The organism is Leucobacter sp., from assembly GCF_053528595.1.
In genome coordinates, this window is sequence record NZ_JAIVPF010000020.1 from 26,508 (window position 1) to 52,810 (window position 26,303).

At 71.7% G+C, this 26,303-nt stretch carries 21 protein-coding genes; 11 read left to right on the forward strand and 10 right to left on the reverse strand.

Annotated elements, in window-relative coordinates; translation table 11 throughout:
* Positions 1-23: 23 nt before the first annotated feature.
* From ACWKZU_RS02970 to ACWKZU_RS02995, 6 genes are all read right to left on the reverse strand, one after another.
* On the reverse strand, positions 24-1,682 hold the full coding sequence (locus tag ACWKZU_RS02970; protein WP_449280902.1) for an amidohydrolase: 1,659 nt from the start codon (positions 1,680-1,682) through the stop codon (positions 24-26).
* A gap of 68 nt (positions 1,683-1,750) precedes the next feature.
* Entirely contained in the window at positions 1,751-2,230 is a 480-nt protein-coding gene (locus ACWKZU_RS02975) for a DUF3237 domain-containing protein (protein ID WP_449280903.1), read from the reverse strand.
* Positions 2,227-4,092, reverse strand: a complete 1,866-nt coding sequence (nikE, locus tag ACWKZU_RS02980) for a nickel ABC transporter ATP-binding protein NikE (RefSeq protein ID WP_449280904.1) — start codon at positions 4,090-4,092, stop codon at positions 2,227-2,229. The genes ACWKZU_RS02975 and nikE overlap by 4 nt, the downstream gene beginning before the upstream one ends.
* Entirely contained in the window at positions 4,089-4,952 is an 864-nt protein-coding gene (locus ACWKZU_RS02985) for an ABC transporter permease (RefSeq protein WP_449280905.1), read from the reverse strand. The genes nikE and ACWKZU_RS02985 overlap by 4 nt, the downstream gene beginning before the upstream one ends.
* Positions 4,949-5,902: an ABC transporter permease gene (locus tag ACWKZU_RS02990; protein ID WP_449280906.1), complete on the reverse strand. Its 954-nt coding sequence runs from the start codon at positions 5,900-5,902 to the stop codon at positions 4,949-4,951. The genes ACWKZU_RS02985 and ACWKZU_RS02990 overlap by 4 nt, the downstream gene beginning before the upstream one ends.
* Positions 5,903-6,037: 135 nt before the next feature.
* Positions 6,038-7,684: an ABC transporter substrate-binding protein gene (locus tag ACWKZU_RS02995; RefSeq protein ID WP_449280907.1), complete on the reverse strand. Its 1,647-nt coding sequence runs from the start codon at positions 7,682-7,684 to the stop codon at positions 6,038-6,040.
* A gap of 120 nt (positions 7,685-7,804) precedes the next feature.
* Between ACWKZU_RS02995 and ACWKZU_RS03000 the strand changes: the two genes are divergently transcribed.
* Positions 7,805-8,383: a TetR/AcrR family transcriptional regulator gene (locus ACWKZU_RS03000; protein ID WP_449280908.1), complete on the forward strand. Its 579-nt coding sequence runs from the start codon at positions 7,805-7,807 to the stop codon at positions 8,381-8,383.
* A 50-nt stretch (positions 8,384-8,433) separates the two neighbouring features.
* Here ACWKZU_RS03000 and ACWKZU_RS03005 read toward each other — a convergent pair whose 3' ends face one another.
* Positions 8,434-8,916 (reverse strand): DUF3237 domain-containing protein, encoded by a 483-nt coding sequence (locus ACWKZU_RS03005; RefSeq protein ID WP_449280909.1) that lies wholly within the window; start codon positions 8,914-8,916, stop codon positions 8,434-8,436.
* Positions 8,913-10,661, reverse strand: coding sequence for a CocE/NonD family hydrolase (locus ACWKZU_RS03010; protein WP_449280910.1), 1,749 nt, complete (start codon positions 10,659-10,661; stop codon positions 8,913-8,915). The genes ACWKZU_RS03005 and ACWKZU_RS03010 overlap by 4 nt, the downstream gene beginning before the upstream one ends.
* Positions 10,662-10,862: 201 nt before the next feature.
* On the opposite strand from ACWKZU_RS03010, the gene ACWKZU_RS03015 reads away from it, so the two are divergent.
* Positions 10,863-11,432, forward strand: coding sequence for a TetR family transcriptional regulator (locus tag ACWKZU_RS03015; RefSeq protein WP_449280911.1), 570 nt, complete (start codon positions 10,863-10,865; stop codon positions 11,430-11,432).
* A 27-nt stretch (positions 11,433-11,459) separates the two neighbouring features.
* Here the strand turns inward: ACWKZU_RS03015 and ACWKZU_RS03020 are convergent, their stop codons facing one another.
* Positions 11,460-12,071 carry a TetR/AcrR family transcriptional regulator gene (locus ACWKZU_RS03020; protein WP_449280912.1) on the reverse strand — a complete coding sequence of 204 codons (612 nt, stop codon included), beginning with the start codon at positions 12,069-12,071 and terminating at the stop codon, positions 11,460-11,462.
* 150 nt (positions 12,072-12,221) lie between these two features.
* Here ACWKZU_RS03020 and ACWKZU_RS03025 point away from each other — a divergent pair, with 150 nt between their 5' ends.
* From ACWKZU_RS03025 to ACWKZU_RS03040, 4 genes are all read left to right on the forward strand, one after another.
* A complete protein-coding gene (locus ACWKZU_RS03025; RefSeq protein WP_449280913.1) occupies positions 12,222-13,220 on the forward strand; it encodes a phosphotransferase enzyme family protein in 999 nt (332 codons plus the stop codon).
* Between the two features lie 107 nt (positions 13,221-13,327).
* Positions 13,328-14,596: an aspartate aminotransferase family protein gene (locus ACWKZU_RS03030; protein ID WP_449280914.1), complete on the forward strand. Its 1,269-nt coding sequence runs from the start codon at positions 13,328-13,330 to the stop codon at positions 14,594-14,596.
* Positions 14,597-14,644: 48 nt separating this feature from the next.
* Positions 14,645-15,604, forward strand: coding sequence for an AraC-like ligand-binding domain-containing protein (locus tag ACWKZU_RS03035; RefSeq protein ID WP_449280950.1), 960 nt, complete (start codon positions 14,645-14,647; stop codon positions 15,602-15,604).
* A 145-nt stretch (positions 15,605-15,749) separates the two neighbouring features.
* Complete coding sequence (locus ACWKZU_RS03040; protein ID WP_449280915.1) at positions 15,750-16,895, forward strand: tyramine oxidase subunit B; 1,146 nt, start codon at positions 15,750-15,752, stop codon at positions 16,893-16,895.
* 12 nt (positions 16,896-16,907) lie between these two features.
* On the opposite strand, the gene ACWKZU_RS03045 is transcribed toward ACWKZU_RS03040, so the two are convergent.
* Positions 16,908-20,213 carry a DUF7507 domain-containing protein gene (locus tag ACWKZU_RS03045; protein ID WP_449280916.1) on the reverse strand — a complete coding sequence of 1,102 codons (3,306 nt, stop codon included), beginning with the start codon at positions 20,211-20,213 and terminating at the stop codon, positions 16,908-16,910.
* Between the two features lie 376 nt (positions 20,214-20,589).
* On the opposite strand from ACWKZU_RS03045, the gene ACWKZU_RS03050 reads away from it, so the two are divergent.
* From ACWKZU_RS03050 to ACWKZU_RS03070, 5 genes are all read left to right on the forward strand, one after another.
* A complete protein-coding gene (locus ACWKZU_RS03050) occupies positions 20,590-21,402 on the forward strand; it encodes a MoaF C-terminal domain-containing protein (RefSeq protein WP_449280917.1) in 813 nt (270 codons plus the stop codon).
* A gap of 49 nt (positions 21,403-21,451) precedes the next feature.
* Entirely contained in the window at positions 21,452-22,630 is a 1,179-nt protein-coding gene (locus ACWKZU_RS03055; RefSeq protein WP_449280918.1) for an ABC transporter substrate-binding protein, read from the forward strand.
* Between the two features lie 180 nt (positions 22,631-22,810).
* On the forward strand, positions 22,811-23,686 hold the full coding sequence (locus ACWKZU_RS03060) for a branched-chain amino acid ABC transporter permease (protein ID WP_449280919.1): 876 nt from the start codon (positions 22,811-22,813) through the stop codon (positions 23,684-23,686).
* Entirely contained in the window at positions 23,673-25,445 is a 1,773-nt protein-coding gene (locus ACWKZU_RS03065) for a branched-chain amino acid ABC transporter ATP-binding protein/permease (RefSeq protein WP_449280920.1), read from the forward strand. Before ACWKZU_RS03060 ends, ACWKZU_RS03065 begins: the two co-directional genes overlap by 14 nt.
* Positions 25,442-26,137: an ABC transporter ATP-binding protein gene (locus ACWKZU_RS03070; protein WP_449280921.1), complete on the forward strand. Its 696-nt coding sequence runs from the start codon at positions 25,442-25,444 to the stop codon at positions 26,135-26,137. The genes ACWKZU_RS03065 and ACWKZU_RS03070 overlap by 4 nt, the downstream gene beginning before the upstream one ends.
* Positions 26,138-26,303 lie beyond the last annotated feature (166 nt).

Genomic DNA, 26,303 nt, shown 5'->3' on the forward strand with positions numbered 1-26,303 from the left:
GGGTTCGGCGTAATCGGGACAGGTTAGCGCACGGCTCCGGGCGGGCGCGCCCCGACGCGCTCGAACACCACCTCGCCGGCCACGATCGTGACGGCGGTGCCCAGGCGGAACAGCTCGTCCCGCGGCACCCCGAACGGATCCTCGGTCGAGACGGTCAGGTCGGCGCGCTCCCCCACCCGCACGCGGCCCGCGGCGCCCAGCACGAGCGACGCGGATCCGCTCGTGTAGGCTGCGAGCGCCTCTTCGAGGGTGAGCGCCTGCGCGGGCGAGAGCGGCGGCGCCCCCGCCGCGGGCCCGAGGGGATGCGCCCGGTTGACGGCGACGTGGATCGCCTGCCACGGGTCGGCGAACGACACCGGCCAGTCGGACCCCATCGCGAGGTCGGCGCCGCTCGCCGCGATGTCGCGGAAGGGGTAGGCGCGCTCGGCGCGGTCCTCGCCGACCACCGCGATCATCGAGGGATCGTGCGTCGCCCAGAGCCCCTGGATGTTGGCGGTGATCCCGAGCGGCCCGAACCGGGAGGCGTCGGCCGCATCGACCATCGACAGATGGGCGAAGTGGTGGCGCGGGCCGGGCCCGTTCGCCCGCCGCGCCGCTTCCACGGCGTCGAGGGCGACGCGCGTGCCGCGATCCCCCATGATGTGCAGGTGCAGCGCGAAGCCGCGCGCGTCGAGCTGCACCGCGAGCTCCCGCATCGTCTCGGCGTCGATGTGCAGTTCACCCGCGTGGGGGTGCGAGCAGTAGGGTTCGAGCAGCGCGGCGGTCTCGCCCTGCGGCACGCCGTCGACCATCGCCTTGCAGGTCGACGAGGGGAGGCCCGCGGCCTCGTTCTCGGCGCGACGGCGCTCGAAGCCCGCGATCAGCTCGGGGACGTCGGCGAGGGTCGTGCCCGGCGGGATCCACAGCGCTCCCGAGACGCGGCTGAGCAGGGTTCCGTCGGCGAGCGCGGCGAGGTAGGCCGGGGTGCAGTCGGCCTTGCCGTTGAACTCGCCGAGGATCGCCTCGTGCCAGCCCGTGACGCCGAGCGACCACAGATATCCCTGCGCCTCGAGCAGGCCCGCGGTCATCTCCTCGGGTGCGGCGGCGGGGATGACCGGGGCGAGCAGCTCGACGCCGCCCTCGTTGAGGTAGCCCGTGGGTTCTCCGTCGGAGTCGAGGTGGACGTGCCCGTTGGCCGGCTGGGGCGTGTCGCGGTCGATCCCGGCGATCTCGAGCGCCCGGCTGTTGGCCCACAGCGTGTGGTGGCCGGCGTCGCTCAGCGCGACCGGGCGGTCGGGCGCGATCGCGTCGAGCATCTGACGGGTCGGGTGCGGCAGCAGCTCGTGCGACCAGCCGCCGCCCGTGAGCCAGGCCGCGGGATCGCCGGCGGCGTCGAGCGCGGCGGCGGCCCGCGCGATCAGCTCCAGGGTCTCGTCCACCGAGCGGGCGGGGGTGAGGTCGAGGCTCAGCCGTTCGACGCCCGCGAAGACCGCGTGGGCGTGCGCGTCGACGAAGCCGGGCAGGATCGCCCCGCCCCCGGCGTCGACGACGCGCGTGCCGGGGCCGCGCAGCGCGAGCACGGCCTCGTCGTCGCCCACCGCGACGATGCGGCCCTTCGCCGCCGCGACCGCGGTGCTCCCGGTGCGGATGCGGCCGTCGAACACGCGGCCCGACACGATGCAGAGGTCTGCGGTGAGGGTCATGAGGGTGCTTCTTTCTGGTTCGTTGGTTTCGACTCGGTCCGACGCGGCCGGGGTGGCCCGCAGCCGGCTCAGACGAGGCGGAAGACGCGGATCACGACTCGGCCGGGCTCCGGCCGCGCGTAGCCGACGAACTGCGATTCGGCGAGCCACTGCAGCTCGGTGTGCTCGGTCTGGAAGGTGAAGGCGGTGCGGTAGTACAGCTCCTGCTCCCCCACGTGCTCGCCGGCCTCCATGCGTGCGAAGGCGGCGGGATCGGTGCGCCAGTATCCCCGGTTGACGACGTCGATCGCGGCCGTGCCGCCTCCCGGCAGCCCCGCCTCGATGACGTAGCGCGCGTCGAGGCGCACGGAGAGGCCGCGGCCGCGCCACCAGTCGCCGCCGCCGGGCAGGATTCGCCCGCCGAGGCGCGGTCCCTCGAAGGAACCGCCCGTGATGAGCGCGAAGTGCAGGCCCTCGCCCTCGACGGCGCCGCCGAGGGGCAGCGCGTCGGCGACCTCCACGCGCAGCTCGAAGCAGTATTCGAACGCGGGGTGCATGGGCTCGGTCATCTCCGGTCCTCCGTATCGCCGAGGTCGGGCATGTCGGGAATGGTCTGCACGCGCGTCACGACCGGGATCGCGGCGGTGCGGCCCAGGCGCCTGCGCCGCGGCTTCCAGCCCTCGCGCGGGATCGAGTCGAGCAGCAGCCGCGTGTACTCGGCTCGCGGTGCGTCGAGGATCTCGTCGGCGGTGCCGTACTCCTCGACGGCGCCCGAGCGCATCACCGCGACGCGGTCGCAGAGGCGGCGGATCACGGTGAGGTCGTGGGTGATCATGAGCAGCGCGACGCCGGTCTCCCGCCGGATCGTGTCGAGCAGGGTGAGGATCTCGACCTGCGTGGTCACGTCGAGCGCGGAGACGGCCTCGTCGAGCACCAGGATCTCGGGGTCGGCCGCGAGCGCCCGCGCGATCGCGACGCGCTGCCGCTGGCCGCCGGAGAGCGACTTGGGGCGCTGGTCGAGCAGCCCCTCGTCGAGCCTCGCCTGCGCCATGATCTCGCGGATGCGGGTCTCGACCGCCTCGCGGGAGTCGTCGCGGCGGTGCACCCGGATCGCCTCGGCGAGGCACTGCCGCACGGTCTGCCTGCGATCGAGCGACTGGTAGGGATCCTGGAACACCATCTGCACCCGCTTCGCCCGGGCGCGGCGCTCGCGCCCCGAGCGCGCGGGCAGGCTCCAGTCCTCGCCCGCGACGGTGACGGTGCCCGCGTCGCTGCGCTCGAGACCGCAGATGATCCGGGCCGAGGTCGACTTGCCCGACCCCGACTCCCCCACGATGCCGAGGGAGCCGCCGCGGTCGAGCTCGAACGCCACGTCGTCCACGGCGACCAGGGTCTCCCGTCCGCCGCTCGCGCCGCGCACGCGATAGCTCTTGCGCAGCCCGCTGACGGCGAGGATCGGCGGGGCCGGGTCCGCCGGCCCGTCGGAGGAGACCGCGGGACTCCCCTGGACAGGCTCGGGGAGCGGAGGAGGGGGCTCGGGGAGCGGGAGGGCGGTCTCGTCGGATCCCGATTCCCCCGTGCGTCGGTCGCTCGTTCGGCGGACTTCCCACCGGTCGCCGGCGGGCCGACGAGCCTCCGGCGCCCCGTCGTCGAGCGAGGCCGACATCAGCACGCGCGTGTACGCCTCGCGGGCCTCCTCGCGCATGTGCGCCGAGCGCAGCGTCTCGACGGTGCGCCCCTCCCGCATCACGGCCACCCGGTCGGTGACGGCGCCCGCGAGCGCGAGGTCGTGGGTGATGAACAGCATCGACAGTTCGCGGTGCTGCCGCAGGTCGCCGATCACGGCCATCACCTCCTCCTGCGTCGTGACGTCGAGGGCGGTGGTGATCTCGTCGGCGAGCAGGATCTCGGGATCCATCGCCAGCGTCGCCGCGATCATGACGCGCTGCAGCAGCCCGCCGGAGAGCTCGGCGGGGTACTGCCGGAGCCGGCGTCCCGGATCGGTGATGCCCACCTCGTCGAGCAGCTCCTTCGCGCGCCGGTCGGCGGCGTCGCGCTTCCGTCCGGCCACGTGCACGAGCGCCTCGGTCATGAAGTCGCCGATGGTGCGCAGGGGGTTGAGGTGGGCGCGCGGGGTCTGGAACACCATGCCGATGCGGGTGGCGCGCAGCTCCCGCAGCTCGGCGGGGCGCATCTCGGCGATGTCGCGTCCGAGAATCCGGATCGCACCCCCGGTGGTGAAGACGCCGGGCAGCAGCCCGGCGACCGCGCGCACCGAGAGCGTCTTGCCCGATCCCGACTCGCCCACGAGCCCGACGGCCTCGCCGACGCCCACCGATACCGTGCAGTCGTGCACGAGCGTGCGCCCGGGCATCGCGATCGACAGGTGCTCGAGTTCGAGCACGGGCTGCGCATCGCTGATCCGGTTCATCGTTCCTTCTCCTCGGCCCAGGTGGTGACGCGCGCTCCGATGATGCTGACCGACAGCACGGTGAGCACGACGAAGACGGCGGGGAACAGCGACTGCTCGGGGGCGCCGGCGAGGATGCCGGCCTGCCCGCTCGCGATCATCGAGCCCCAGTCGGCCGCCGGCGGCTGCTGTCCGAGACCGAGGAACGAGATGGCGGCGAGATCGAGCATCGCGTAGCCGAACCCGACGGCCATCTGCGCGGCGACCACGGGCACGAGCGCCGGCACGAGGTGCCGGAAGCAGATGGCGCCGCTCGAGACGCCCTGTACGCGCAGCGCGGCGATGTAGGGCTTGCCGAGCTCGCGCGACGCCGCCGTCTGCGTGAGCCGGGCCACGACCGGGATGTAGGCGATCGACAGCGCGATCACGGGGGCGACGAGGCCCTTGCCGAACATGGCCACCGCGAGCACCGCGAGCACGAGGCCCGGGATCGCGAAGATCACGTCGACGACGCGCGAGATCGTGGCGCGCACGGCTCCCCCGAACCAGGCCGCGCAGATCGCCAGCAGCGCGCCGCCCGCGGTGGAGAGCACGACCACGAAGATCGGGGCGAACACGCTGGCCCGGGCGCCCTCGAGCATCCGCGAGAAGATGTCCCGCCCGAGGTCGTCCGTGCCGAAGATGTTGGCGGCGGTGGGCACGCCGTTCTCGGGCCCCACGTACAGCTGCATCGGATCGTACGGCGCGATCCACGGCCCGAGGATCGCGCCCAGCGCGACGAGGCCGAAGACGCCGAGCGCCGAGAAGAAGAGCCAGTCCTTCCGCGCGGCGCGCTTGGCCGGCCCCGGAACGGTGCCCTGTGCGAGTTGAGCGACGCTCATGCCTGCCTCCCTGCGGAAACGGTGTCGGGGTCGATGAGCGCGCCGAGCAGGTCGGCGATCGCGTTCAGCACCACGAAGATGGCCACGAGGATCAGCGAGACGAGCTGCACGACCGGCAGGTCCTTGCGCGCCGCCGCCTCCGTGAGCAGCGAGCCGATGCCGCCGACGCCGAAGGCGACCTCGACGATGGCCGATGCGGCGAAGAGCCCGGCGATCGTGGTGCCCGAGATCGCGAGGATCTGCGGGGCCGCGTTGCGGAACACGTGCACGCCGAAGATGCGCGCCCGCGGGATGCCGCGCACCCGCGCGGTGTCCACGTGCTCCGAGTGCATCTGGGCGACGATCGAGCTGCGGGTCACCCGGCTGACGTACGCGATGAACATCACCGCGAGCGAGACCGCGGGCAGGACCAGGTGCCAGACCCGGTCCCAGCCGGCCGATCCCTCCCCGTAGACGGGGAACCAGCCGAGGCTCTTCGCGAAGATCCAGATGAGCAGGATCGCGACGACGAAGCCGGGCAGCGCCATGCCGAGCGCCGTGAGCATGCCGACCGCACGATCCACGGCGGGGCCGCGGGTCGCGGCGAGGATCCCCGATCCCACGCCCGCCACCAGGATGATGAGCACGGTCAGCAGCACGAGCTGCAGCGTGATCCCGAAGCGCGGCGCGACGAGCGTCAGCACATCGGTCTTGTAGACGAAGGATCTCCCGAAGTCGCCCGTGAAGACCCCGCCGAGCCACTGCAGGTAGCGCATCCAGATGGGGTCGTCGAGGTGGTACTCCGCTCGGATCTGCGTGATGAGCTCGGGGGTGGGCTTCGCACCCCCGGCGAGCGCCGCGATCGGGTCGCCGGGGGTCAGCAGCAGGGCCGAGAAGATCACGACGCTCGACAGGAAGAGCGTCAGCAGCAGGCCGCCGATCCTTCCCAGCAGCAGACGTGTCCAGTTCATGATGTGGTCATTCCTTCGGTTATTGCTCATCCGTCATCCTGCGTGCGTGGAATGCGCGGAACGTTGACGCGTTCCGCCCGAGCATTCCACGCGCGCAGGATGACATCGGTGGGGCGCTGACGCGCCCCACCGGCTTCACTTGCCGCCGAGATGGAGCGCCCAGGGGCTGCTATAGATGGCGATCGAGGTCACGGCGCCGCTCAGCTCGTCGTTCAGGTAGGTGGTCTGGTACGCGCCCGCCAGCGTCACCTGCAGCTGATCCGGGGCGAAGATCTCCTGCGCCGCCACGAACTCCTCCGCGGCGGTCTCGAGATCGGTGGCCGTGCGCGCCGCCTGCATGTGCGCGGTCACCCGCTCGTCGCTGTAGCCGCTCCAGTTGAACACGCCGCCGACCTCGGCGGGCAGCATGAACAGCGAGGGGTAGCCGTAGACGCCCGGCACCTCGAGGTAGCCCTGGGTCGAGACGAAGTCGACGCCCTCGCGGCCCGCGGGATCGTAGAACATCGCCCCGAAGTCGGCCGGCTGCATCTCGTCGATCTCGATGTCGACGCCGATCTCCTTGGCGGAACTCTGCAGGATCGTCGCGGTCTGCTGGAACTCCTTGGCGCCGGCCGGGATCGCGACGACGAGCGGGCGATCGAGCTCCTCGCCGCTCTCCTCGAGCAGCTCCCTCGCGCGCTCGATGTCCTTGCCCGGGGTCTCGAGCGCGTCGTAGCCGGCCTGGTAGATGTCGGCGGCCTCGAGGGAGGAGAAGCTGAACGGCGGCACCATGGTCTTCTGCACCTCGCCGAGGCCGCCCAGCACGGTGTCGATGTACTGCTCGCGGTCGATCGTGTAGCTGAGGGCCGCGCGGAACTTCGGATTGGCCGCCGGGCCCTCCGAGGTCGTGGGGCCGAAGCTGTACGAGGCGGTCGACGGGCCGAGCACGAGCGATCCCGCCCCCTCGCCTTCGAAGGCCTTGCGCGAGCTCGGCGAGACGTTGAAGGCGCCGTCGATCTCGCCCTGGGTGAGCGCCGTGGCGAGCGTCGAGCTGTCGGTCACGAAGACGAACTCGAGCTTCTGCACGAGGGGCGCGCCGCCCCAGTAGTCCTCGTTGGCCACCACCTCGATCGCGCTGCCGGGCTTCCAGCCGCCCGGCTCGAGCTCGAACGGCCCCGTGCACATGAGGCCCGCGTCGGAGGTGCCGAGTGCGGAGCCGACCTCGTCGCCGAAGGCCTTGCTCATGACCGCTCCGCCCTGGCCCGCGATCGCGTTGCGGAAATCGAGATCGGGGGCCGCGAATCTCACCGTCACCTGGTGCTCGCCCGTCTTCTCGATGCTCTGCACGAGCGCGAAGGCGCCGTACCACTGCGATTCGGGGTTCTGGCCCCGCTGCAGGCTGTACACCACGTCGTCGGCGGTGAGCGGCGAGCCGTCCCAGAAGCGCACGTCGTCGCGCAGCTCGATCACGAAGGTCACCGGATCGACGAACTCCGCGCTCTCGGCGACGCCGGGTTCGATCGAGAAGTCCGGCTGCAGCGAGAGCAGGTTGTCGCACAGGTTCGGGATGACGAGGTTGGCCGAGGATCCCGGGTCGAGCGTCGCCGGTTCGCCCTCGACGACGGACCAGGTCACCTGGTCCACGGGCTGAGTCCCGGCGGGCAGCGCGGCGACGAGTTGCGCCTCATCGACCGGGGCGTTCCCGCCGCCGGCCGTGCCGCCCTCGCGCGGCGCGCACGCGGTCACGGCCAGCAGCGCGGCGGTTCCGAGCGCCAGGCCCGCCAGCAGTCCACTTCGTTTCATGGGTTTCGTCCTTTCGGAATGCGGGCGGATCGTCCATGATCCGGCCCGGCTCTCATCTTAATATAACAGCGTTGTACATCAATGTTGCTTTTTGTTCGTAGCAGTCGCTAGGCTCGCGATATGCCCAAGGACATCGACCCCGAAGCCCGCCTCCGCGACATCGCCGACGCGACCGTGCGCGTCGCACGGTCCTCCGGCGCTCACGCCGTGACCATCCGCGCCGTGGCGCGCGAGCTCGGCGGTTCCACCACCCTCGTCACCAACTACCTGCCATCCCGGGCCGCCCTCATCCTCAACGTGCTCAACCGGGCGAGCGCCCGCTGGCGCGCCGAGTACGAGGCGTCCGCCGCCGGGCTCGACTCCGCGCAGCGCTTCGAGGCACTCGCCTCCTGGGAACCCGATCCCGACGACACCGAGCCCGTGCTGCGCGCGCTGATCCTCGAGATCGTCGCCAACGCCGACGTCGAGCCGACGCTGCGGGAGGCCCTGCGCCGGGAGTCGGAGGCGTACCGCGACGCCCTGCGGCAGGCCGCGACGGAGGCCGGCTTCGCCGATCCGGAACTCGCCGCCGACCTCGGCTACCTGCTGCTGCGCGGCGCCTACTTCGCCAACGCCGAGGACCCGGCCCACTGGACGGCGGAGAGCACCCGCACGGTGGTGCTCGCGGCGCTGCGCGCCCTGCCCCGCCGCAACACCTGAGCGCACAGACGCCTCGGCCGGGCGCCTCGCTCCTCCGCTCGCCCCCCTCATCAGCGCACCACGAACACCCGGATGCACACCTGGCCGTCCTCGTCACGGGCGAACCCGAGGAACTGGTGCTCGGCGAGCCAGCGGTGCGCCGGCGCATCGGTCTGGAACACCGGCGCCGTGCGGAAGTACACGTCCGGGTCGTCCTCGGGCACGTTCTCGCCGCGCTCCATGCGCGCGAGCGCCTCAGGCGCGGCACGGAAGTAGCCCCGGTTGAGCACCTCGATCACGGCGCCGTCGGCGGCACGGATCGCGTAGCGCGCCTCGAGCTGCGCCGTGCCCGAGCGCTCCACCGCCCAGTCGCCGCCCCCGGCGAGCACCTCGCCGCTCAGCAGCGGGCCCGCGACGGAGCCGCCCGTGATGGGCGTGAGCGTGAGCACCTCGTCGACGCCGCGGCCGATGTGCAGATCGGGATCGCAGTCGACCCGGATCTCGAAGGCGAACTCGAGCCGAGGCACCACCGGCCGGGGCGCGGCGGCGCTCACGCGAGCACCCCCTCGAGCACGGGCAGTTCGATCGCGAAGGCCTCGGGGCCGCCCACGACCAGGCTCTGCGTGTTGGCCTTCATGGCCTCTCCTCCCGTCCAGGGATCTCCGCCCGTGCCGGGCTGCGGCAGGAACTCCGGGTAGTCGCTGCTCGACACGTGCACCCGCAGGCGGTGGCCCGCTCGCAGGCGGTATCCGACCTGCCCGAGGTCGATCTCGAGGGTCTCGGGATCCTCGGCCCCGCGCAGCTGCAGCTGTCCGCGTGCGATGCGCAGCGCGGTGCCGTCGGGCGCGAGATCGAGCAGCCGCACGAAGCAGTCCATCACCGGGCCGCTCGAGCGCACGCGCGCCCGGGCCACGACGGGGCCGGCGAGGTCGACGTCGCGCTCCTGCGCGGGCGCGGTGAACACGAGCACATCGGCGCGATCGCCGATGGGCGCCTCGTCGGGGAGATGCAGCAGGTAGGAGAAGGCGTCGGGCACGCTCGAGGGCACGGGATCGGCGGGGTCGTGCTCCCAGTGCAGCTCGGCGGCGGCCTCCGGCCGGTCGGCGGCGAGCGCGCTCGCGGCGGTGGCGAAGCGGGTCTCGGTGCGCACGCCCTCGGGCGGCCAGGAGGCCGCGGTGCGCAGCTCCTCGGTGCCCGCCAGGTTCCAGGTGACGCGGGGCACATCCGCGGCCCGGCCGTTGCCGCGCACGAACACCTCGAAGAACTCCAGCGCGGGGTCGAGGTAGGCCGGCAGCATCGCGCGGATCTGCGCCTCGCTGCGATCCTCCACCCGGTCCTCGGCCGACTCCAGCAGCGCATGGTTCTCGTGATCGATCGATTCGACGCGCAGGTGGTGGTGCGCATCCCAGTTCGGGTGCCGCGCGATCTCCGCGACGTCGGCCCACGACAGCGGCGCGCAGTTGTCCCACCAGCCGATGGTGTGCAGCACGGGCACGGAGGGTCCGGCGAAGGCGCTGCCGCGCGGGAAGCGCCGCAGCGGGACCGGGTGCGGCACCCACTGGTCGTACGAGAGCGATCGCCGGCCGCGCTGCGCCATGAAGGCCTCGGCCTGCGCGGCGAAGTCGCGCCGCGCCCAGTCCGGCTCCCAGAGGAAGGTGTCGCCGCCGAAGAAGTGCGTGAGGGGGTACAGGTTCGTGATGCCCATCTCGACGCCGCGCGTGCGAGCGTCGGGATCCCGCCGCACCGGCTCCCCCAGCCGCGTGCCCGTGACCCGGGGCGCGATCGCCTTGAGTGCGGGATGCCCGCTCGCGGCGGCGGCCCACTGGGTGTAGCCGTAGTAGCTGTCGCCCCACATGGCCACGCGCCCGTTCGACCAGGGCTGGGCCGTGATCCACTCGAGGGTGTCGTAGCCGTCGTCCGCCTCGTTCACGAAGAGCAGCGCGTCGCCCTCGGAGCGGAACTTGCCGCGCACGTCCTGGGCCACGACCCGGTACCCGCGCGCGGTGAAGTACTCCGCGATGAGCGGGATGAAGGTGTAGGCGCCGCTCTTGTCGTAGGGCAGGCGGATGAGGATCGTGTCGCCGGGCGTGCGATCGGCGTCGGTGTCCGCCGCCGTGCCCGGCGTCCCCGCTGCCGCCGCGCTCCCCGCGCCCGCCGCCGCACCCCGGTCCCCCGCCGACGGGCGGACGGACGGCAGGTAGACGTCGGTGGCGAGATGGACGCCGTCGCGGGTGCGTACGCGCGCCTCCGTCGCCAGGGGGCTGACCGGCGCCGGGGCCAGGTGCAGGATCTGCGGCATGTCACTCCTTCGTGGGCGGAACCCGGCCGCCGTCGGCGACCGGACGTGAACACGTTAGGCCGACGATGCATATTTAGTCAAGTCAGACTAGACTAAATTTGTGAAATCGCATCGAGAGCAGCGGCGACACCCCGGCTCCCCGGAGACCGCGCCGCCCCTCCCGCACGTCTAGGCTGGGAACCCGACAGAACAGGAGCACGCATGGCACGCCCCTCCGTGGCCGATGAGCGCCGCGAGCAGATCATCGAGGCGACGCTGCGCACGATCTCGGAGCGCGGCATCAGCGGCACGACCCTGGACCGGATCGCCGACGCCGCGGGCATGTCCCGGGGCCACGTGCGCCACTTCGCGGGCAACCGCGATCGTCTGCTGGTCGACGCCGCGCGCGCCTTCTACGCCGACGAGACCGGCTCGCCCGCGATCCTGCCCGGCGTCGTCGACGACCTCGACGGCGCCCTCGACTACCTCTTCGGAGAGGAGTTCGCGAGCTCGAGCGCCGAGAACGCGATCGTGCTCGCGTTCGTCGAGCTCGCGCGCAGCGACTCGGACATCGCCGAGACGCTCACGGCGGCGTACGGCTCCACCCGCGACCGCCTCGGAGCCTTCATCGCGGCGGCGAAGCCCGACGCGGCCCCGGCCGCCCGCGATGCCGCGGCGCAGGGGGTGCTGACCGCGGCGCTGGGCAACGTCTTCATCGGGGACTTCGACCGCGACACCACGCGCACATCGCTGACGCGCGCGGCCGTGGACGCGCTGCTCGCCGCGCTGTAGCCCGCCATCCGGCACCGGCCCGGCGGCTCAGCGCACGGCCAGCCCCTCGACGAGCCGCGCGAAGGACTCGTACGCGCGCCGGGGGTCCATCGCCTGCGCCGCCACCCCGATGGCGGCCTCGCGCAGCGCCCCGACCAGCAGCACCGCGGCAGCCTCGGCGTCGATCCCCGCGTCGACGTCGCCCGACGACTGCGCCTGCTCCAGCGCCTCGCGGATCGACAGGATGCTCGCACCCGAGCCGATGCCGCGCTCGGCGCCGTCCACGATGAGCGTCGGGCCCGAGACGTTGTAGAAGTGGCCGATGCGCGCGTCGACCGCCAGGTCGAACATCGCACGGGCGTGCGCCACGATCCGCCCCCGCCAGTCGCCCGCGGCGAGCACGGCCTCGCGAGTGCGCTCCACGAGCTGTTCGCCGAGCCTCGCGTACGCGGCTCGCAGCAGTTCGTCGCGCCCGCCCGGGAAGTGCGCGTAGACGGTGCCGCGCGAGATCCCGGACTCGGCCGAGATGCGATCGATCGTCGTCTCCGCGAGGCCTCCTGCCGCGACCACGGCGAGCACCGCGTCCACGAGCTCGCGCCGCGTGCGCAACTGCTTCCGCTCGCGCAGACTCGTCGGCCGGCTCCCGCTCTCCCCGTTCACACTGCTCATTCTAGAGACCACCCCTTCGTGAGAGCGTCCGCTGCGCGAACCGGATCCGGGACTTGTGCGGGCCGCTCCAACTTTCTATACTCTGAGTATAGATTTCTGCCGGGATCCCCGCAATCCCGCCAGTCTCGCGAAAGGAACCGCATGATCACCGTCGATCTCACCGCCGCGACCGAGCTCGCTCGCGAGGCGCTCGCCGAGTTCGGCCTCGCGCCGGACACCGCACTTACCCTGCTGAAGCAGCGCGAGAACTTCGTGTTCTCCCTCAGCCACGGCGGGTCCGACTACGTGCTGCGCGTGCACCGCCGGGGGTACCACAGCGACGAGGAGCTGGGCTGCGAGCTCGACTTCGTGCGCGCGCTGCACGGCGAGCGCGTCGCGGTCCCTCACTTCGTGACCACGACCGACGGCCGGGGCTTCTGCGTGGTCGGCACGGCCCACCCGGCCGGTGCGCACCAGGTCGACCTGCAGCACCTCATCCCCAACCACGGCAACTTCGGCGACGAGCGCACCGGAGTCGCCGGCACCGCCGCGATCGACCCCGCCGACTTCGCCGAGCTCGGACGACTCTCGGCGCAGGTGCACGAGGCCACCGAGCGCTCGGGCTACACGATGGCGGTGCCGCGCGACGACTGGGATCTCGACGGCCTCGTCGGCCCCGAACCCGCCTGGGGCGACCCCCTGCGCATCGCCGAGCTCGTGGGCGAGGATCGCGCCGCCGTCGTGGCCGCGATCGCGCGCATCCGCGAGGCGCTCGGCGCCTACGGCGCCCCCGCGCACCGCTTCGGCCCCATCCACGCCGACCTCACACCCGAGAACGTGCTGCGCACGCCCGGCGGTCTCGTGCTCATCGACTTCGACGACTTCGCGGCCGGCTGGCACCTCTTCGACCTCGCCACGGCGCTCTACTTCTACACCCCGCACCCCCGCTACGCCGAGTACCGCGCGGCGCTCTTCGGCGGCTACGAATCGGTGCGGCCGCTCGATGCCGCCGACCGGGAGGTCTTCCCCGCGATCCTGCTGGCCCGCGGCCTGACCTACCTCGGCTGGTCGGCCGACCGGCGCGGCGAGCCGACCGCGGAGTGGCACGCCACCACGGTGCTGCCCCACGTCGTCCGGCTGTCCCGCGAACTCGTCGGGTGATCCCGACCCCCGGCGCAGTGCCGCCACCGCGGATCGCGCGCACACGCTGGCGCGTCTGCTCTCAAACGATCCGTGCCCGCTCAATCACCGACCACCAGGAGCCCCCAATGACCTCCAACGCCGAACTCGTCGAACGCCGCAACCGCACCATCGGCCCCTACTCCCCGCTCTTCTACACCGAGCCCCTGCAGTTCGTGTCGGCCAAGGGCGTGTGGTTCACCGAGGCCAGCGGCGAGCGCTACCTCGACGGCTACAACAACGTGCCCCACGTGGGCCACTGCAACGACCGCGTGGTCGCCGCGCTCGCCGAGCAGGCCGCCACGCTCAACGTGCACACGCGCTACCTCAACGAGCGCGTGATCGACTACTCCGAGCGGCTGCTCGCCACGTTCGAGCCCGGCCTCGACCGCATCTTCTTCGGCAATTCGGGATCCGAGGCCAACGAACTCGCCATCCGCATCTCGCGCCAGCTCACGGGCAGCACCGGCATGATCGTGTCCGACTACAGCTACCACGGCACCACGATCACGCTCGCCGGCCTGACCACGGGGCTCGAGACCGCGGTCCCCCTCGACCCGAACGTGCGCACGCTGCGGATCCCGGATCTCGATCGCGATCCGCGACCCGAGGCCGAGGTGCTCGCCGAGACCCTCGCCTCGCTCGACGCGTCGATCGCCTCGCTGCAGGAGGCGGGCTTCGGCGTCGCGGCCTGCCTCTTCGACCCGCTGTTCTCGACCGAGGGCATGCCCCGCCTCCCCGAGGGACTCGTGCGGGGCATCGTCGAGCGCGTGCGCGCGGCCGGCGGCATGGTCATCGCCGACGAGGTGCAGAGCGGTTTCGGGCGCACCGGCACCCACATGTGGGGGCACCAGTACGCGGGCATGGAGGCGGACATCGTGACCATGGGCAAGCCCATGGGCAACGGCCATCCGATGTCGGCGGTGGTGACGAGCGAGGACGTGCTGGATCGCTTCGGATCGCAGAACGAGTTCTTCAACACCTTCGCCGGCAATCCGGTCTCGGCAGCCGTCGGCGAGGCGGTGCTGCTCGAGATGGAGGAGGAGCGGCTCATGGCGCGGGCGAAGACCCTCGGCGACGAGGCGGCCTCCCGCTTCCGGGAGTTCGCCGACCGGTACGATTTCGTGCGCTCGGCCAAGGGCGTCGGCATGTTCCTCGGCCTCGACTTCGCGGTGGACGGCGAGCCCGCTCCGCAGCTCGCGAAGCAGGTCGTCGAGGCCATGAAGGCGCGCAGGGTGCTCATCTCGAGGATCGGGAGGGACGAGAGCGTGCTCAAGGTGCGCCCGCCGCTCGCCTTCGGTCCGGAGGAGCTGCCGATCCTCCTGGACGCGCTCTCCGATGCGCTGTCCGATGTGTAAGGTGTATCCTCTCGGCAGGTAGATCGAAGAAGGTGATTGACTGTGCAGATCGCTCCGCAACGAGGCGGCGCTTCGCGCCCCGAGTCTCGCCCCGCCCAGGTCGATAGTCTCGGCGTCTTCCGCAATCTGGTGTCGTCGTCGTTCGTGCCGCTGCGCATCAGCACCGAGCGCGACGACGCGTTCTCGGCCCGGCTGACCACGGCCGACGCCGACGACATCGTCTTCACGGAGGTCGCCGCGAGGCCGCACCTCGTGGAGCGCACCCCCGAGACCATCGCCGACGGCGGCAGCGGCTACTACAAGGTGAGCCTGCTGCTCTCGGGCAGCAGCATCCTGGTGCAGGACGGCCGCGAGCTCGTGATGCGACCGGGCGACCTGACGGTGTACGACACGTCGCGCCCCTACTCGCTGCTGTTCGGCGAGGAGTTCCGCAACCTCATCATGATGTTCCCGAAGGACCGGCTCGACATCCCGATCCCCTTCACGGAGCAGCTCACGGCCGTCTCGTTCGCGCAGGAGCACAGCGGACTCACCCCGGTCATCACGACCTTCCTGTCGCAGTTCCCCGCCCAGCTCACGCAGCTCTCAGACCGCGTGCGCGCGAAGCTCGCCCACACCAGCCTCGACCTCATGGGAACGCTCTTCTCCAGCATTCTCGACGCGGATCCCGGGCAGCGCGACCCGCACCAGGTGCTGCTGCAGAAGATCTACAGCCACATCGACCTCCACCTCGCGTCGCCCGACCTCTCCCCCGGCAGCATCGCGGCCGCGCACTACATCTCGACGCGCCACCTGCACTCGCTGTTCCGCCAGGCCGACACGACGGTGTCGACCTGGATCCGCGAGCGGCGGCTCGAGCGCTGCCGCACCGATCTGCTCGATCCGGTGCTCAGCGACCGCACGGTCTCCGCGATCGCGGCGCGCTGGGGCTTCACCGACGCCGCGCACTTCAGCCGCGTGTTCAAGGCGAGCTACGGCGTCTCCCCCAGCGAGCTGCGCCGCTTCTGAGCTGGAGCGCTTCCGAGCCGCGCGGCCCCGATCCGCGGGGATCCCGACCCGCGCACCGGTGATCCCGCACGGCCTCCGCGGCCGAGCAGAGGACCGGTGCGCCTCCTCAGCGCCGCTCCGGCGCACGACGAAAGGACCCGGCTCCGTGCCGACCGAGCACTCCCCCTCGACCGCCATCGATTTCCTCTACCTCGACGAGCCCGACATGATCCGCGCCGGCGTCACGGACATGGCCGAGTGCGTCGACACCATGGCCGACGTCCTCGCCCTCTTCTCACGCGGCGATTATCGTCTGGCGGGCAGCGACAACATCTCCCACGGCGCGCAGGTGTTCTTCCCGCGCGATGAGACCTTCCCCGGCATGCCGGTCGACGGCCCGGACCGCCGTTTCATGGCGATGCCCGCCTACCTCGGCGGCGACTACCGGATCGCCGGCTGCAAATGGTACGGATCCAACGTCGAGAACCGCCAGCGGGGCCTGCCGCGCTCCATCCTGATGTACACCCTCAGCGACAAGGACACCGGCGCGCCGCTCGCGATCATGAGCGCCAACCTGCTGAGCGCCTACCGCACCGGCGCCATGCCGGGGGTCGGCGCCCGCTATCTGGCCCGCGAGGATGCGGCGGTGATCGGCATCGTCGGTCCGGGTCCCATCAACCGGGCCTCGCTCGAGGCGTTCGCCGCGGTGCGCCACGGCATCGGCACCGTGCGGATCGCGGGCCTCGTGCAGGCCGACGTCGACGCCTTCATCGCGTGGGCGAGGGAGAAGTTCCCGCAGATCACCACGATCGAGCAGGTGCCCGACATGGAGACCGCCGTGCGCGGCTCCGACATCGTCAGCATCGCCGTGCCCAGCCCCTCGGGATCCGAGAACTACCCCCGCGTCGAGAACGACTGGGTGAAGCCCGGCGCCCTGGTCTTCAGCCCCTCGCACCTCGCCCTCGACGAGGCCCTCGTGGCCCGCGCCCGCCACGTGGTCGACGCCCGCCGCATCTACGAGGCCTGGGCCGACGAGGTCGCGGCCCCGGCGTACGAGACCGTCGGCCTCTGGGGTGTGCACCTCGTCGAGCGGGTGCGCGACGGCCGCATGGCCTCCGAGCGCTTCGAAGAGCTCGGCGAGATCATCCAGGGCACCGCGGCGGGACGCCGCGGCGACGACGAGGTCTTCGTCTTCGTCACCGGGGGCATCCCGCTGCAGGACCTCGCGTGGGCGGCGAAGGTCTACCGCAACGCCGTGCGCGACGGCATCGGCACCAGGCTCAAGCTCTGGGACGAGCCCGCCCTGGCCTGATCCGCGAGGCGCCTAGGACGGCGGCGCCGACCGGCGCCCCCCGCGCCCGAGCAGCAGCACGCCGGCGAGGAGCGCGATGAGCCCCGCCGCCAGTGCCGTCGCGGGCGAACCGGCGCCCGCCCCGGAGAGTGCCGCCTGGGGACCGGCCGGCCCGGGGTCCGGCGTCCCGGTCGGGGGATCCGGCGGCTCCGTCGGCCCGGGCGGTTCGGGAGCGCTCCCGGCCGCCACGTCGACCGTCGCGGTCGCGGTGTCGTTGCGCGGCTCCGGGTCGGCGGTCGCCGCGGTGACCGTCGCCGTGTTGCGCAGCACGCCCTCGGCATCCGCCACGACGGAGGCGAGCACGAGCGAGCTGCGGACGCCGCCGCTGGGGATGGCGTCGTACGCGCAGGAGATCCGCCGTCCCTCGATCGCGCACGCACCGGTCGCGCTCACGGGGGTGAGTCCGTCGGGGAGCACGTCGTCCACCACCGCATCCGCGGCCGCCGAGGGGCCGTTGTTGAGGACGGCGAGGACGAAGACCGCCGTCCCGCCCGCCGCCGGCGCGGGGGTCAGCGCCGTCTTGATCATCCGGAGATCGGCCGCGGTCGCCACGTCGGAGGTCGCCGTGCCGGTGTTGTCGGCGGGGTTCGGGTCGTCCGTCTCGCTGGTGGCGGTCGCCGAGTTGAGAATCGTCCCCGCCGCATCGTCCGCCACCCGCACGCGGACGACGATGCTCCAGGTCGCCTGCGGCGCCAGTGCGTCCCGCTCGCAGACGATCTCCTGCCCCGTGACCGCGCAGACGCCCGCGGCGGGGCCGACCGACTCGATCTGCAGCCCGCCGGGGACGACGTCCTCCACGGTCACGGCACTCGCCGAGGAGGGGCCGTGATTCGTCACCCGGATCAGGTAGGCGGCCGGGGCCCCCGCGATGAGCGCGTCGGGCGACACGGCCTTCATCGTCATCAGGTCGGCGCTCGCGCTCACGGTCGTGGAGGCCGTCGCGACGAGCTCGTCCGAGGCTCCCGGTGTCGCCGAGGAGATCTGGGCGCGATTGACGAGCACGGCGCCGTCGGGCGTTCGGGGGTCCACCTGGACGGTGATCGTGAAGGCGCGCGCCTCCTCCGGAGCCAGATCGCCCAGTGCGCAGCGCACGAGCTGCGGCCCCGCTCCCGTCGCGACGCACGTCGCGTCCGCGGCGCTGAGGAACCGGGTGCCGCGGGGCAGGGCGTCGACGACGACCGCGGACCGGGCGGTCGAGGGGCCCGCGTTGGCCGCTTCGAGCGAGTAGGTGAGCTCGTTCCCCGCGGTGACGACGGCCGGAGCCGACTTGATCGGGCTCAGGTCGGCCCGAGCGACGGTGCGCACGACGGCGGTCGCTGCGTTGTTCGACGCGGTGGGATCGTCGTCCGCGACGATCCTCGCCGTGTTCACCAGCAGCCCCGCGGGCGCCGAGGGATCGAGGATCCCCACCACCAGGATCGTCCACGCCTCTCCGCTCGCGAGTTCGTCGAGGGTGCAGTGCACCTCGTTCGAGGTGCCGGAGTCGCAGGACCCGGCGGACGGGGTGACCGCGGACACCTGCACGGAGGCGGGCACGGCATCGCTCAGCTCGAGGTTCCGGGAGGCGCCCGGCCCGGCGTTGCGTGCGACGATCTCGAAGGTCACCGTCCCTCCGGCCGCGGCGGTCGCGGGGTCCGCCGTCTTCGTCAGCGACACGTCCGCGGCGGCGTCGACGTTCAGCGTGTACGACGCCTCGTCGTTGGACGGCTCGGGGTCGGTGCCGTCGTGCGACACCGTCGCGGTGTTGACGATCCGCTCGTCGGGAGCCGCGGCGTCGACGGTCGCCGAGTAGGCGAGCTCCGCGGTCCGCCCCGCGCCGAGTGCGCCGAGTGAGAAGACGAGCGTTCCGTCGGCGAACCGGCAGGTGCCCGCCGGCGTCGCGCAAGAGCCGGCGACGTACTGCAGGTCGCCGGGGATCGGATCGGTGACGACGACGCCCGCGGCGTCGGACGGACCGGTGTTGCGCACCAGCACGGTGTACTCGACCGTGTCGCCGTTGCTCGCGGTGGCGGGCGACCCGGTCTTGGCGATCGAGAGGTCCGAGACGGCCAGGATCTCGGCGGTCGCCGTCGAGGTGTTGTTCGCGGTGTCCGGGTCCGCGGTGCCGCTGAGCACCTCAGCCGTGTTCGAGAGCTCGCCGGTGGCCGAGGCGGCGAGGAGTCCGCTCACCCGCACCGTGGCGGTGCCGGAGGCCGTGAGGGTGCCGAAGTCGCAGCTGACGGTCCCGCCCGTCTCGGCGCACTCGCCGAGGTCGGTCGACGCCGAGACCTCCGAGAGCGCAGGCGGCAGCTCGTCCGCGAGCGCGGCGGCGACGGCCTCCGCGGGGCCGCGGTTCTCGACCGCGATCGTGTACTCCACCGGCTGCCCCGCGACGACGGGATCGGTGCCGAGCGTCTTCGTCACCGCCAGGTCCGCGGCCGGAGCGAGCACCTCCACCGCGGCCGTCGCGGAGTCGTTCGACGGATCGGAGTCGGTCGTGGTCGTCGTGACGGCGGCCGTGTTCTCGATCCGGGATCCCGCGAACGCCGAGTCGATCCGCGCGGTGACCACTCGGGTGAACGAGGCGCCGGCCGCGAGGGTGCCGACCGCGCAGGAGACCTCCCCGCCCGTGACGGTGCAGTCGTCGGCGGGGCTCACCGACACGTCCTCCAGACCGGACGGAAGCGGATCCACCAGTTGCACCCCGGCCGCGCTCGAGGGTCCGTCGTTGTGCGCGGTGAGGGTGAACGCCACGGTGTCGCCGGGGGCCGCGGAGGACGGTTCGGCCGTCTTCGTCACCCCGACGTCGGCCGCGACGCCCGCGGGCACGGTGTCGACGACGTGGTTGTTGTCGTAGCTGCTGTCGTTCGCGGCCTGCAGGTCCGCGACGCTCGCCACCGAGGAGGCGCTCAGCACGGTCACGACGAGGGTCAGCGTCACCGTCGACCCGCTCGGGACATCGCCGATCGTGCAGTAGTAGGTGCGCTCGTCGTGGGTGCAGGAGCCCCGGGTCGTCGACAGCGACACGAACTCCGAGGCGTCGCCGAACTCGTTGAAGTTGCCGTTGACGGCCACACTCGTCCCGGTATCGGGGCCGAGATTGGCGACGCGTATCGTCCAGGTCAGCTCGCTCCCGGTGACCGCCGGGGTCGGCGAGGCGCTCTGCGAGAGCTCGAGGTCGGTACTGCCCGCGGCGAGCGCGGGAGCGGCGAAGACGATCGATCCGCCGAGCGCCACGGCGACGGCGAGCAGCAGCGCGAGCACCCGCAGCGCTCGGTCCCCCAGGACTGATGCGAACATGTCCACATCCTAGGAGGTCGCGCGAAGACTCGTCCGTCGTACTGCGCGCAGCCGCAGAATCCGTGGCCGGTGGACCCCGCCGCCGCGTTCGCTGCGCTTCGCTCCGCGCAGCCCGGCAGGACCGCCGAGGCGACCCCGGGGCGAGGACCCTCCGGGCGTCGGCCCCACCCGGATCCGTGTTTTCGGGCCCGCACCGAAACCGAGTCGTGATACTCGTTGACCACCAGTGCACGGGCATTGTCTGTAGCGGTGCTGATCGATTCGCCGGGCCCGGCATGTGTCTACAGTGGTAGCAGATTCCGAGCGACGAGGCTCGCCCGCCGTGCTTCGTCCTCGGGAGACCGCTGTTTCGACTCCCCGAAAGGAAGCCGGGCCAATGACGACCCCCGACGCCGGCACCGCCGCAGCCGACCCGAACGAGTGGCGCACCTACGACGAATTCGCCGCCGGCATCGACACCTTCCGGTTGCCGAACACCGGCCTGGAGGGCCGCTCGCTCGGCCTCGCCCTCGACGACGGCTCCCGGCTCGAGCTGACCTTCGGCGCCGACACCGTGCGCTGGAGCGCAACGGGCGCCTTCGCCACCGACGGCGAGCTGAGCGACCCCTACGACGCGGTGCGCGTGCGCGAGGACGTCGTCTTCGTCAACCTGCCCATCGAGTCGCGCGAGCGCGAGGCCATCACCGTCGTGTACTCGGAGACGACGCACCGCGCGCTGGTCGCACGCTCCGAGATCGGCGAGCGGGACGTCGAGGGAGAGCCCCGCGTGGGCCAGACCTTCTGGTCGGCCGTCACCGACGCGGGTGAGGCGAGCGGGGATGCGCCCGGCCCGTCGCGCGACCTGATCGGCATGCGCAACCTCTACCGCTACAGCCCCCACCACCTCTACGAGCACGTCTACATCTCGAGCGAGCGCTACGCCTGGCAGTGCGTGCAGGGCGTGCAGCGCGGCCACGGCGACATGGACATGTCGACCGTCTGGAAGTTCTCCGACGGCCTCTACCTCTTCTGCTTCCGCGAGTTCCGCATCGCCGTGGCGAGCGTCTGGCTGCACGACCTCGGCTATCGGCTCCGCACGACCGGCGTCTTCCTCGGCATCACCGGCGACGGGCGCGCCGAGCACTCGCGCGCGGGCGGCCACATCTACCCGATCGGCACCGTCAGATACCCCGACGTGCAACCGGTCTGATCCCGACCCACTGCTTCACACCCCACCCATCCATCCGAGAGGACACACCATGAAATCACGCATCCTGGGCGCTGCCGCGCTGACCGCGGCAGCCGCACTCGTGCTGAGCGGCTGCGCAGGCGGTGAGAGCGGCGAGGGCGCGCCGATCAAGCTCGGCTCGGTCAACACGATCAGCGGCCCCGCCACCTTCCCCGAGGCCTCGGAAGCCGCGAAAGCGGTCTTCGACCAGGTCAACGCCGACGGCGGCATCAACGGCCGCATGATCGAGTACAAGGTCACCGACGACAAGGCCGATCCCGCGACCGCGACCGCCTCGGCGCGCGAGCTGGTGGGCAGCGACGAGGTCGTCGCACTCGTCGGCAGCGCCTCCCTGCTCGACTGCGAGATCAACGCGGGCTACTACGAGCAGGAGGGCGTGCGCTCGATCCAGGGCATCGGCGTCGATCCGGGCTGCTTCAGCTCGCCGAACATCGCACCCACCAACATCGGCCCCTTCAACGACACCACGCTCACCATGCTCTACGGCTCGGAGGAGCTCGGCCTCGAGAACCTCTGCGTGCTCACGAGCGTCATCGGATCCACCGGCCCCGCCTACCAGGCGGCGGTCGACCGCTGGAGCGAGATCACCGGCAAGCAGCCCACCTTCGTCGACGACACCGTGCCCTACGGCGGCGCCGACTACACGCCCTACATCGTGAAGGCGCGCGAGGCGGGCTGCGACGGCATCGTCGCCAACTCCGTCGAGCCCGACGCCATCGGCCTGATCAAGGCGGCCAACCAGCAGGGCTGGGACGACGTCACCTTCCTCCTCCTCACCTCGGTGTACAGCGAGAGCTTCGCGGCCGCCGTCGACAACAGCGCGGCCGGCGTCTACGTGCCCGCGGAGTTCTACCCCTTCACCGAGGACAGCGACGTCAACGCCGACTGGAAGGCGCTGATGGAGGAGAACGACATCACGCTCACCTCGTTCAGCCAGGGCGGCTACCTCGCCGCGACCTTCATGGTGGAGGTGCTCCAGAGCATCGAGGGCGACATCACCCGCGACAGCGTCAACGAGGCGCTGAGCGCCATGGATCCGATCGCGAACCCCATGATCGCCTTCGAGTACCAGTTCGACAAGATCGCCGCGCAGGACTACCAGCCGGGCGGCTGGCCGGTCGTGCTGAAGTCCGGCACCAATGCCTGGGAGCAGGCGGCCGACGACTGGCTGCTGATCCCCGCGAACTGACGCTCCGGCCGCAGGCCAGTTCGTCCCGCACCCAATCGCTGCCGGTCGGAGCGAGCGGAGCGAATCGACACCGATCCTCGTGAGGATCCCGATTCGCTCCGCTCGCTCGATCGGCGGCCAGCTCCGAAGGATTCCCATGCTTCACAGTTCCCACCCGCGACCCGTCCCGCGGAGGCGGCCGTGAACAGCGGCGCGCTGCTGCAGGGCGCGCTCTCGGGCCTCGCCGCGGGCGGCGTGTACGCGGTGTTCGCCGTCACGCTGACCCTCATGTCCCGCCTCGTGCGCGTCGTCAACTTCGCGCAGGCGGCCACCGGCATGTTCGCCGCCTTCATCGCGGTCTGGTTCGCCAGCAGACTCGGCATGCCCGTCTGGCTCGCGACCCTCGCCGGCATCCTGGTCGGAGCGCTGCTGGCCGCCATCATCGGCTGGATCGCCGCGACCTGGCTCTCCGAGGCCGACCTCTCGACCCGCTCCGCGATGACCGTCGGCCCCTTCCTGCTGCTGATGTCGCTCTCCTACATCATGTTCGGCAACAAGCCCCAGCCCTTCGCTCCCATCTTCAACGGGCCCGCGTTCACGATCGCCGGAGTCGTGGTGAGCTGGGTCACCGTCATCACGGTGTCCCTGGCCGTCATCGTCGCCCTGGCCTCGGCGCTGGTGCTGCGCAAGACGACGATCGGCACGAAGCTGCGCGCGCTGTCCGACCGGCCCACCACCGCCGAGCTCATCGGCATCTCGTCGAAGCCGCTCGCGATCGGGGTCTGGGCCGTCACCGGCGCGATCAGCGCCGTCACGATCCTCATCATCGCGCCCACCCAGTCGAACGACGCGGTCAGCCTCTCCATGCTGATCATCCCCGCGGCAGCTGCCGCACTGCTCGGCGGCTTCAAGCGGCTCGACCTCGCCGTCGTGGGCGGACTGCTCCTCGGCCTCGTCAACGGCATGGTGGCGCAGGTCAACGAGCTGGCGCTCGTGCGCAACTTCGTACCGCTCCTGTTCATCGTGATCCTGCTGCTGTGGTCGCAGCGAAAGGAGGTGTGGGATGCTGCTCGCTGACCGACGCCTGCGCAACGTCCTTCCCATCGCCGTCGCAGTTCTCTCGCTCGGCATCGCCTGGGCGCTGAGCGTGGGGCTCTCCGGCTACACGGTCTACCTCGCCATCAGCATGGTGACGGCCACGATCTCGATCCTCGGCCTCGGCGTGGTCACCGGCTCCGCCGGCATCATCGCGCTGTGCCAGCTCACCTTCGGCGCCATCGGCGCGTGGGTGGTCACCTTCCTCAACAAGAACGAGGTCCCCGGCGGGTTCGTGGTGTGGCTGATCGCCGGAGCCGCAGTGGCGGCGCTCGCCGGCGTGCTCCTCGGCCTCCCGGCTCTGCGCCTGCGCGGCGTCAATCTCGCGGTGGTCACGCTCGGCGCCGCCGCCGCGTTCGACGTGCTGCTGGTGCAGACCCAGTTCCCCGGGCAGACCGAGGGGCTCTCGGTGGCGCGCCCCGGCCTCTTCTCGAGCGACCGGGAGTACTTCTTCTTCGCGATGATCGTGCTCATCGTCTGCGCGTACCTGGTCTTCCTGCTGCAGCGCAGCCGCGTCGGCAGCAGCTGGAAGGCGGTGTCGTTCTCGGAGCGCGGCACGGCCGCCGTCGGCCAGAGCGTGCGCCTGGCCAAGCTCTCGGCCTTCGCCGTGAGCGCCGCGCTCGGCGGCGTCGCGGGCGGCCTGCTCGCGGGCCAGGTCGGCATCCCCTACGCCTCGAGCTTCACGCCGATCATGTCGCTCGCGCTGTACATCCTCGCGGTGATGAGCGGTGCGTACCTCATCGACATGGCGGTCTTCGGCGGCGTGCTCTGGGTGCTGGTGCCCGAGCTGCTCAAGCGCTGGGGCGTGCCCCAGGACTGGGGCTTCGTCATCTTCGGCGTGCTCGGCATCCAGGCGCTCACGAGCGGATCGAATCTCGGTGAGGCGATCCGGGGCGGCATCCGCAAGCGGGCCGGCAAGCGGGCCGCCGCAGCCGCCGCAGCCGCTGCGGCCGCACCCGGCGACGTGGGCACGAGCGTGCTCGACGTCTTCGCGGTGCCCGAGGCCTCCGAGCCGATCCCCGCCGACGCCGAACCGGTGCTCGAGGTGCGCGGCCTCGGCGTGCAGTTCGGCGCGCTCAAGGCCAACGACGATGTGTCGCTGCGGGTCAAGCCGCGCAGCATCATGGGCCTCATCGGCCCGAACGGCGCCGGCAAGTCGACCTTCGTCGACGCCGTCAGCGGGTTCCTGCCCCAGCACACCGGCACCGTGCTGCTCGACGGCGAGGACATCACCCGCCTCTCCCCCGTGGCCCGCGCCCGCAAGGGTCTGCGCCGCACCTTCCAGCAGGATCGCGTGCCGCCCCAGCTGACGGTCGAGGCGTACGTGCGCTTCGTGGCGCGCAAGCGCCTCGATCACGACGAGCTGGCCGACGCGCTGGCGTTCCTCGGCTGCCCGCCCCCGGAGGCGCCGCTCGCGAGCGTCGACGTCGGCACGCGCCGGCTCATCGAGGTCGCCGCGGCCGTCCTGTCGGGGCCGCGCGTGCTGATCCTCGACGAGCCCGCCGCGGGCCTCTCCCACGAGGAGCACCTGCAGTTCGGGCACCGGCTCACCCGGATCCCGTCGCGCTTCGACACGGCCATCGTGCTCATCGAGCACGATCTCGACCTCGTGCGGTCCGTGTGCACCGAGCTCACCGTGCTCGATTTCGGCAAGGTGCTCGCGCAGGGACCGAGCAAGGAGGTCCTCGACGACCCGGCCGTGATCGCGGCCTACATGGGAGATGCGGAGATGACGCAATGAGCGAACTGCAACTGAGCGGCGTCACCGTGAGCCGCGGAGCCGGCCCGGTGGTCTCCGACGTCGACCTCACACTGCGCCAGGGCGAGATCCTGGCGCTCGTGGGGCCGAACGGCGCGGGCAAGACCAGCCTGCTCGAGTCGGTCTCCGGGGTCATCGCGCACTCCGGGGGCGACATCGCCGTCGACGGGGAGTCGATCGCCAGGTGGAAGCGGGTGCAGCGCTCGCGCGCCGGCATCGCGCACATCGAGCAGGGGCGGGCCATCTTCCCCTCGCTCACGGTGCGCGAGAACCTGCTGCTCACCGCGAAGACCGAGTCCGCGCTGCAGGAGGTGCTGCAGTCCTTCCCGGAGCTCGAGAAGCGCATCAACTCGCAGGCGGTGCTGCTCTCGGGCGGCGAGCAGCAGATGGTGGTGCTGGCGCGCGCCTTCGCCTCGAGGCCCCGCTTCCTGCTGATCGACGAGATGTCGCTGGGCCTGGCCCCCGTGGTCTTCATGCGACTGCTGCCGCTGATCCAGCAGTTCGCCGAGTCGGGCGTGGGCGTGCTGCTGGTCGAGCAGTTCACGCACCTGGCGCTCGGGATCGCCGACGACGCGATGGTGGTCTCGAGCGGCCGCGTGAGCCACGCGCAGGGCCCGGCGGCCGAGCTCAAGGACGACGAGGCCCTGCTGCGGCGGGCCTACCTCGGCGGATGATCCGCCGGCCGGGCGGAGCGCGACCCGCCGTTCGGGGTCCGCTTCCCTCGCTCGAGCAGCCGAAACCGTCGTCCTGCGCAAGCTCCGCGAGTCGCAGGATCCATGCTCCACGTCCTGGATCCTGCGACTTCGCGCAGGATGACACGTGGCCGCCCCATCAGCCGGT

Bases quoted from the DNA above. Each gene is read 5' to 3' on its own strand.
- ACWKZU_RS02990 (WP_449280906.1), bottom strand. From the start codon at position 5,902: ATGAACTGGACACGTCTGCTGCTGGGAAGGATCGGCGGCCTGCTGCTG.
- ACWKZU_RS03010 (WP_449280910.1), bottom strand. From the start codon at position 10,661: ATGCCGCAGATCCTGCACCTGGCCCCGGCGCCGGTCAGCCCCCTGGCG.
- ACWKZU_RS03070 (WP_449280921.1), top strand. From the start codon at position 25,442: ATGAGCGAACTGCAACTGAGCGGCGTCACCGTGAGCCGCGGAGCCGGC.
- ACWKZU_RS03030 (WP_449280914.1), top strand. From the start codon at position 13,328: ATGACCTCCAACGCCGAACTCGTCGAACGCCGCAACCGCACCATCGGC.
- ACWKZU_RS03015 (WP_449280911.1), top strand. From the start codon at position 10,863: ATGGCACGCCCCTCCGTGGCCGATGAGCGCCGCGAGCAGATCATCGAG.
- ACWKZU_RS02995 (WP_449280907.1), bottom strand. From the start codon at position 7,684: ATGAAACGAAGTGGACTGCTGGCGGGCCTGGCGCTCGGAACCGCCGCG.
- nikE (WP_449280904.1), bottom strand. From the start codon at position 4,092: ATGAACCGGATCAGCGATGCGCAGCCCGTGCTCGAACTCGAGCACCTG.
- ACWKZU_RS02975 (WP_449280903.1), bottom strand. From the start codon at position 2,230: ATGACCGAGCCCATGCACCCCGCGTTCGAATACTGCTTCGAGCTGCGC.
- ACWKZU_RS03065 (WP_449280920.1), top strand. From the start codon at position 23,673: ATGCTGCTCGCTGACCGACGCCTGCGCAACGTCCTTCCCATCGCCGTC.
- ACWKZU_RS03000 (WP_449280908.1), top strand. From the start codon at position 7,805: ATGCCCAAGGACATCGACCCCGAAGCCCGCCTCCGCGACATCGCCGAC.
- ACWKZU_RS02985 (WP_449280905.1), bottom strand. From the start codon at position 4,952: ATGAGCGTCGCTCAACTCGCACAGGGCACCGTTCCGGGGCCGGCCAAG.
- ACWKZU_RS02970 (WP_449280902.1), bottom strand. From the start codon at position 1,682: ATGACCCTCACCGCAGACCTCTGCATCGTGTCGGGCCGCGTGTTCGAC.
- ACWKZU_RS03050 (WP_449280917.1), top strand. From the start codon at position 20,590: ATGACGACCCCCGACGCCGGCACCGCCGCAGCCGACCCGAACGAGTGG.
- ACWKZU_RS03055 (WP_449280918.1), top strand. From the start codon at position 21,452: ATGAAATCACGCATCCTGGGCGCTGCCGCGCTGACCGCGGCAGCCGCA.
- ACWKZU_RS03045 (WP_449280916.1), bottom strand. From the start codon at position 20,213: ATGTTCGCATCAGTCCTGGGGGACCGAGCGCTGCGGGTGCTCGCGCTG.
- ACWKZU_RS03025 (WP_449280913.1), top strand. From the start codon at position 12,222: ATGATCACCGTCGATCTCACCGCCGCGACCGAGCTCGCTCGCGAGGCG.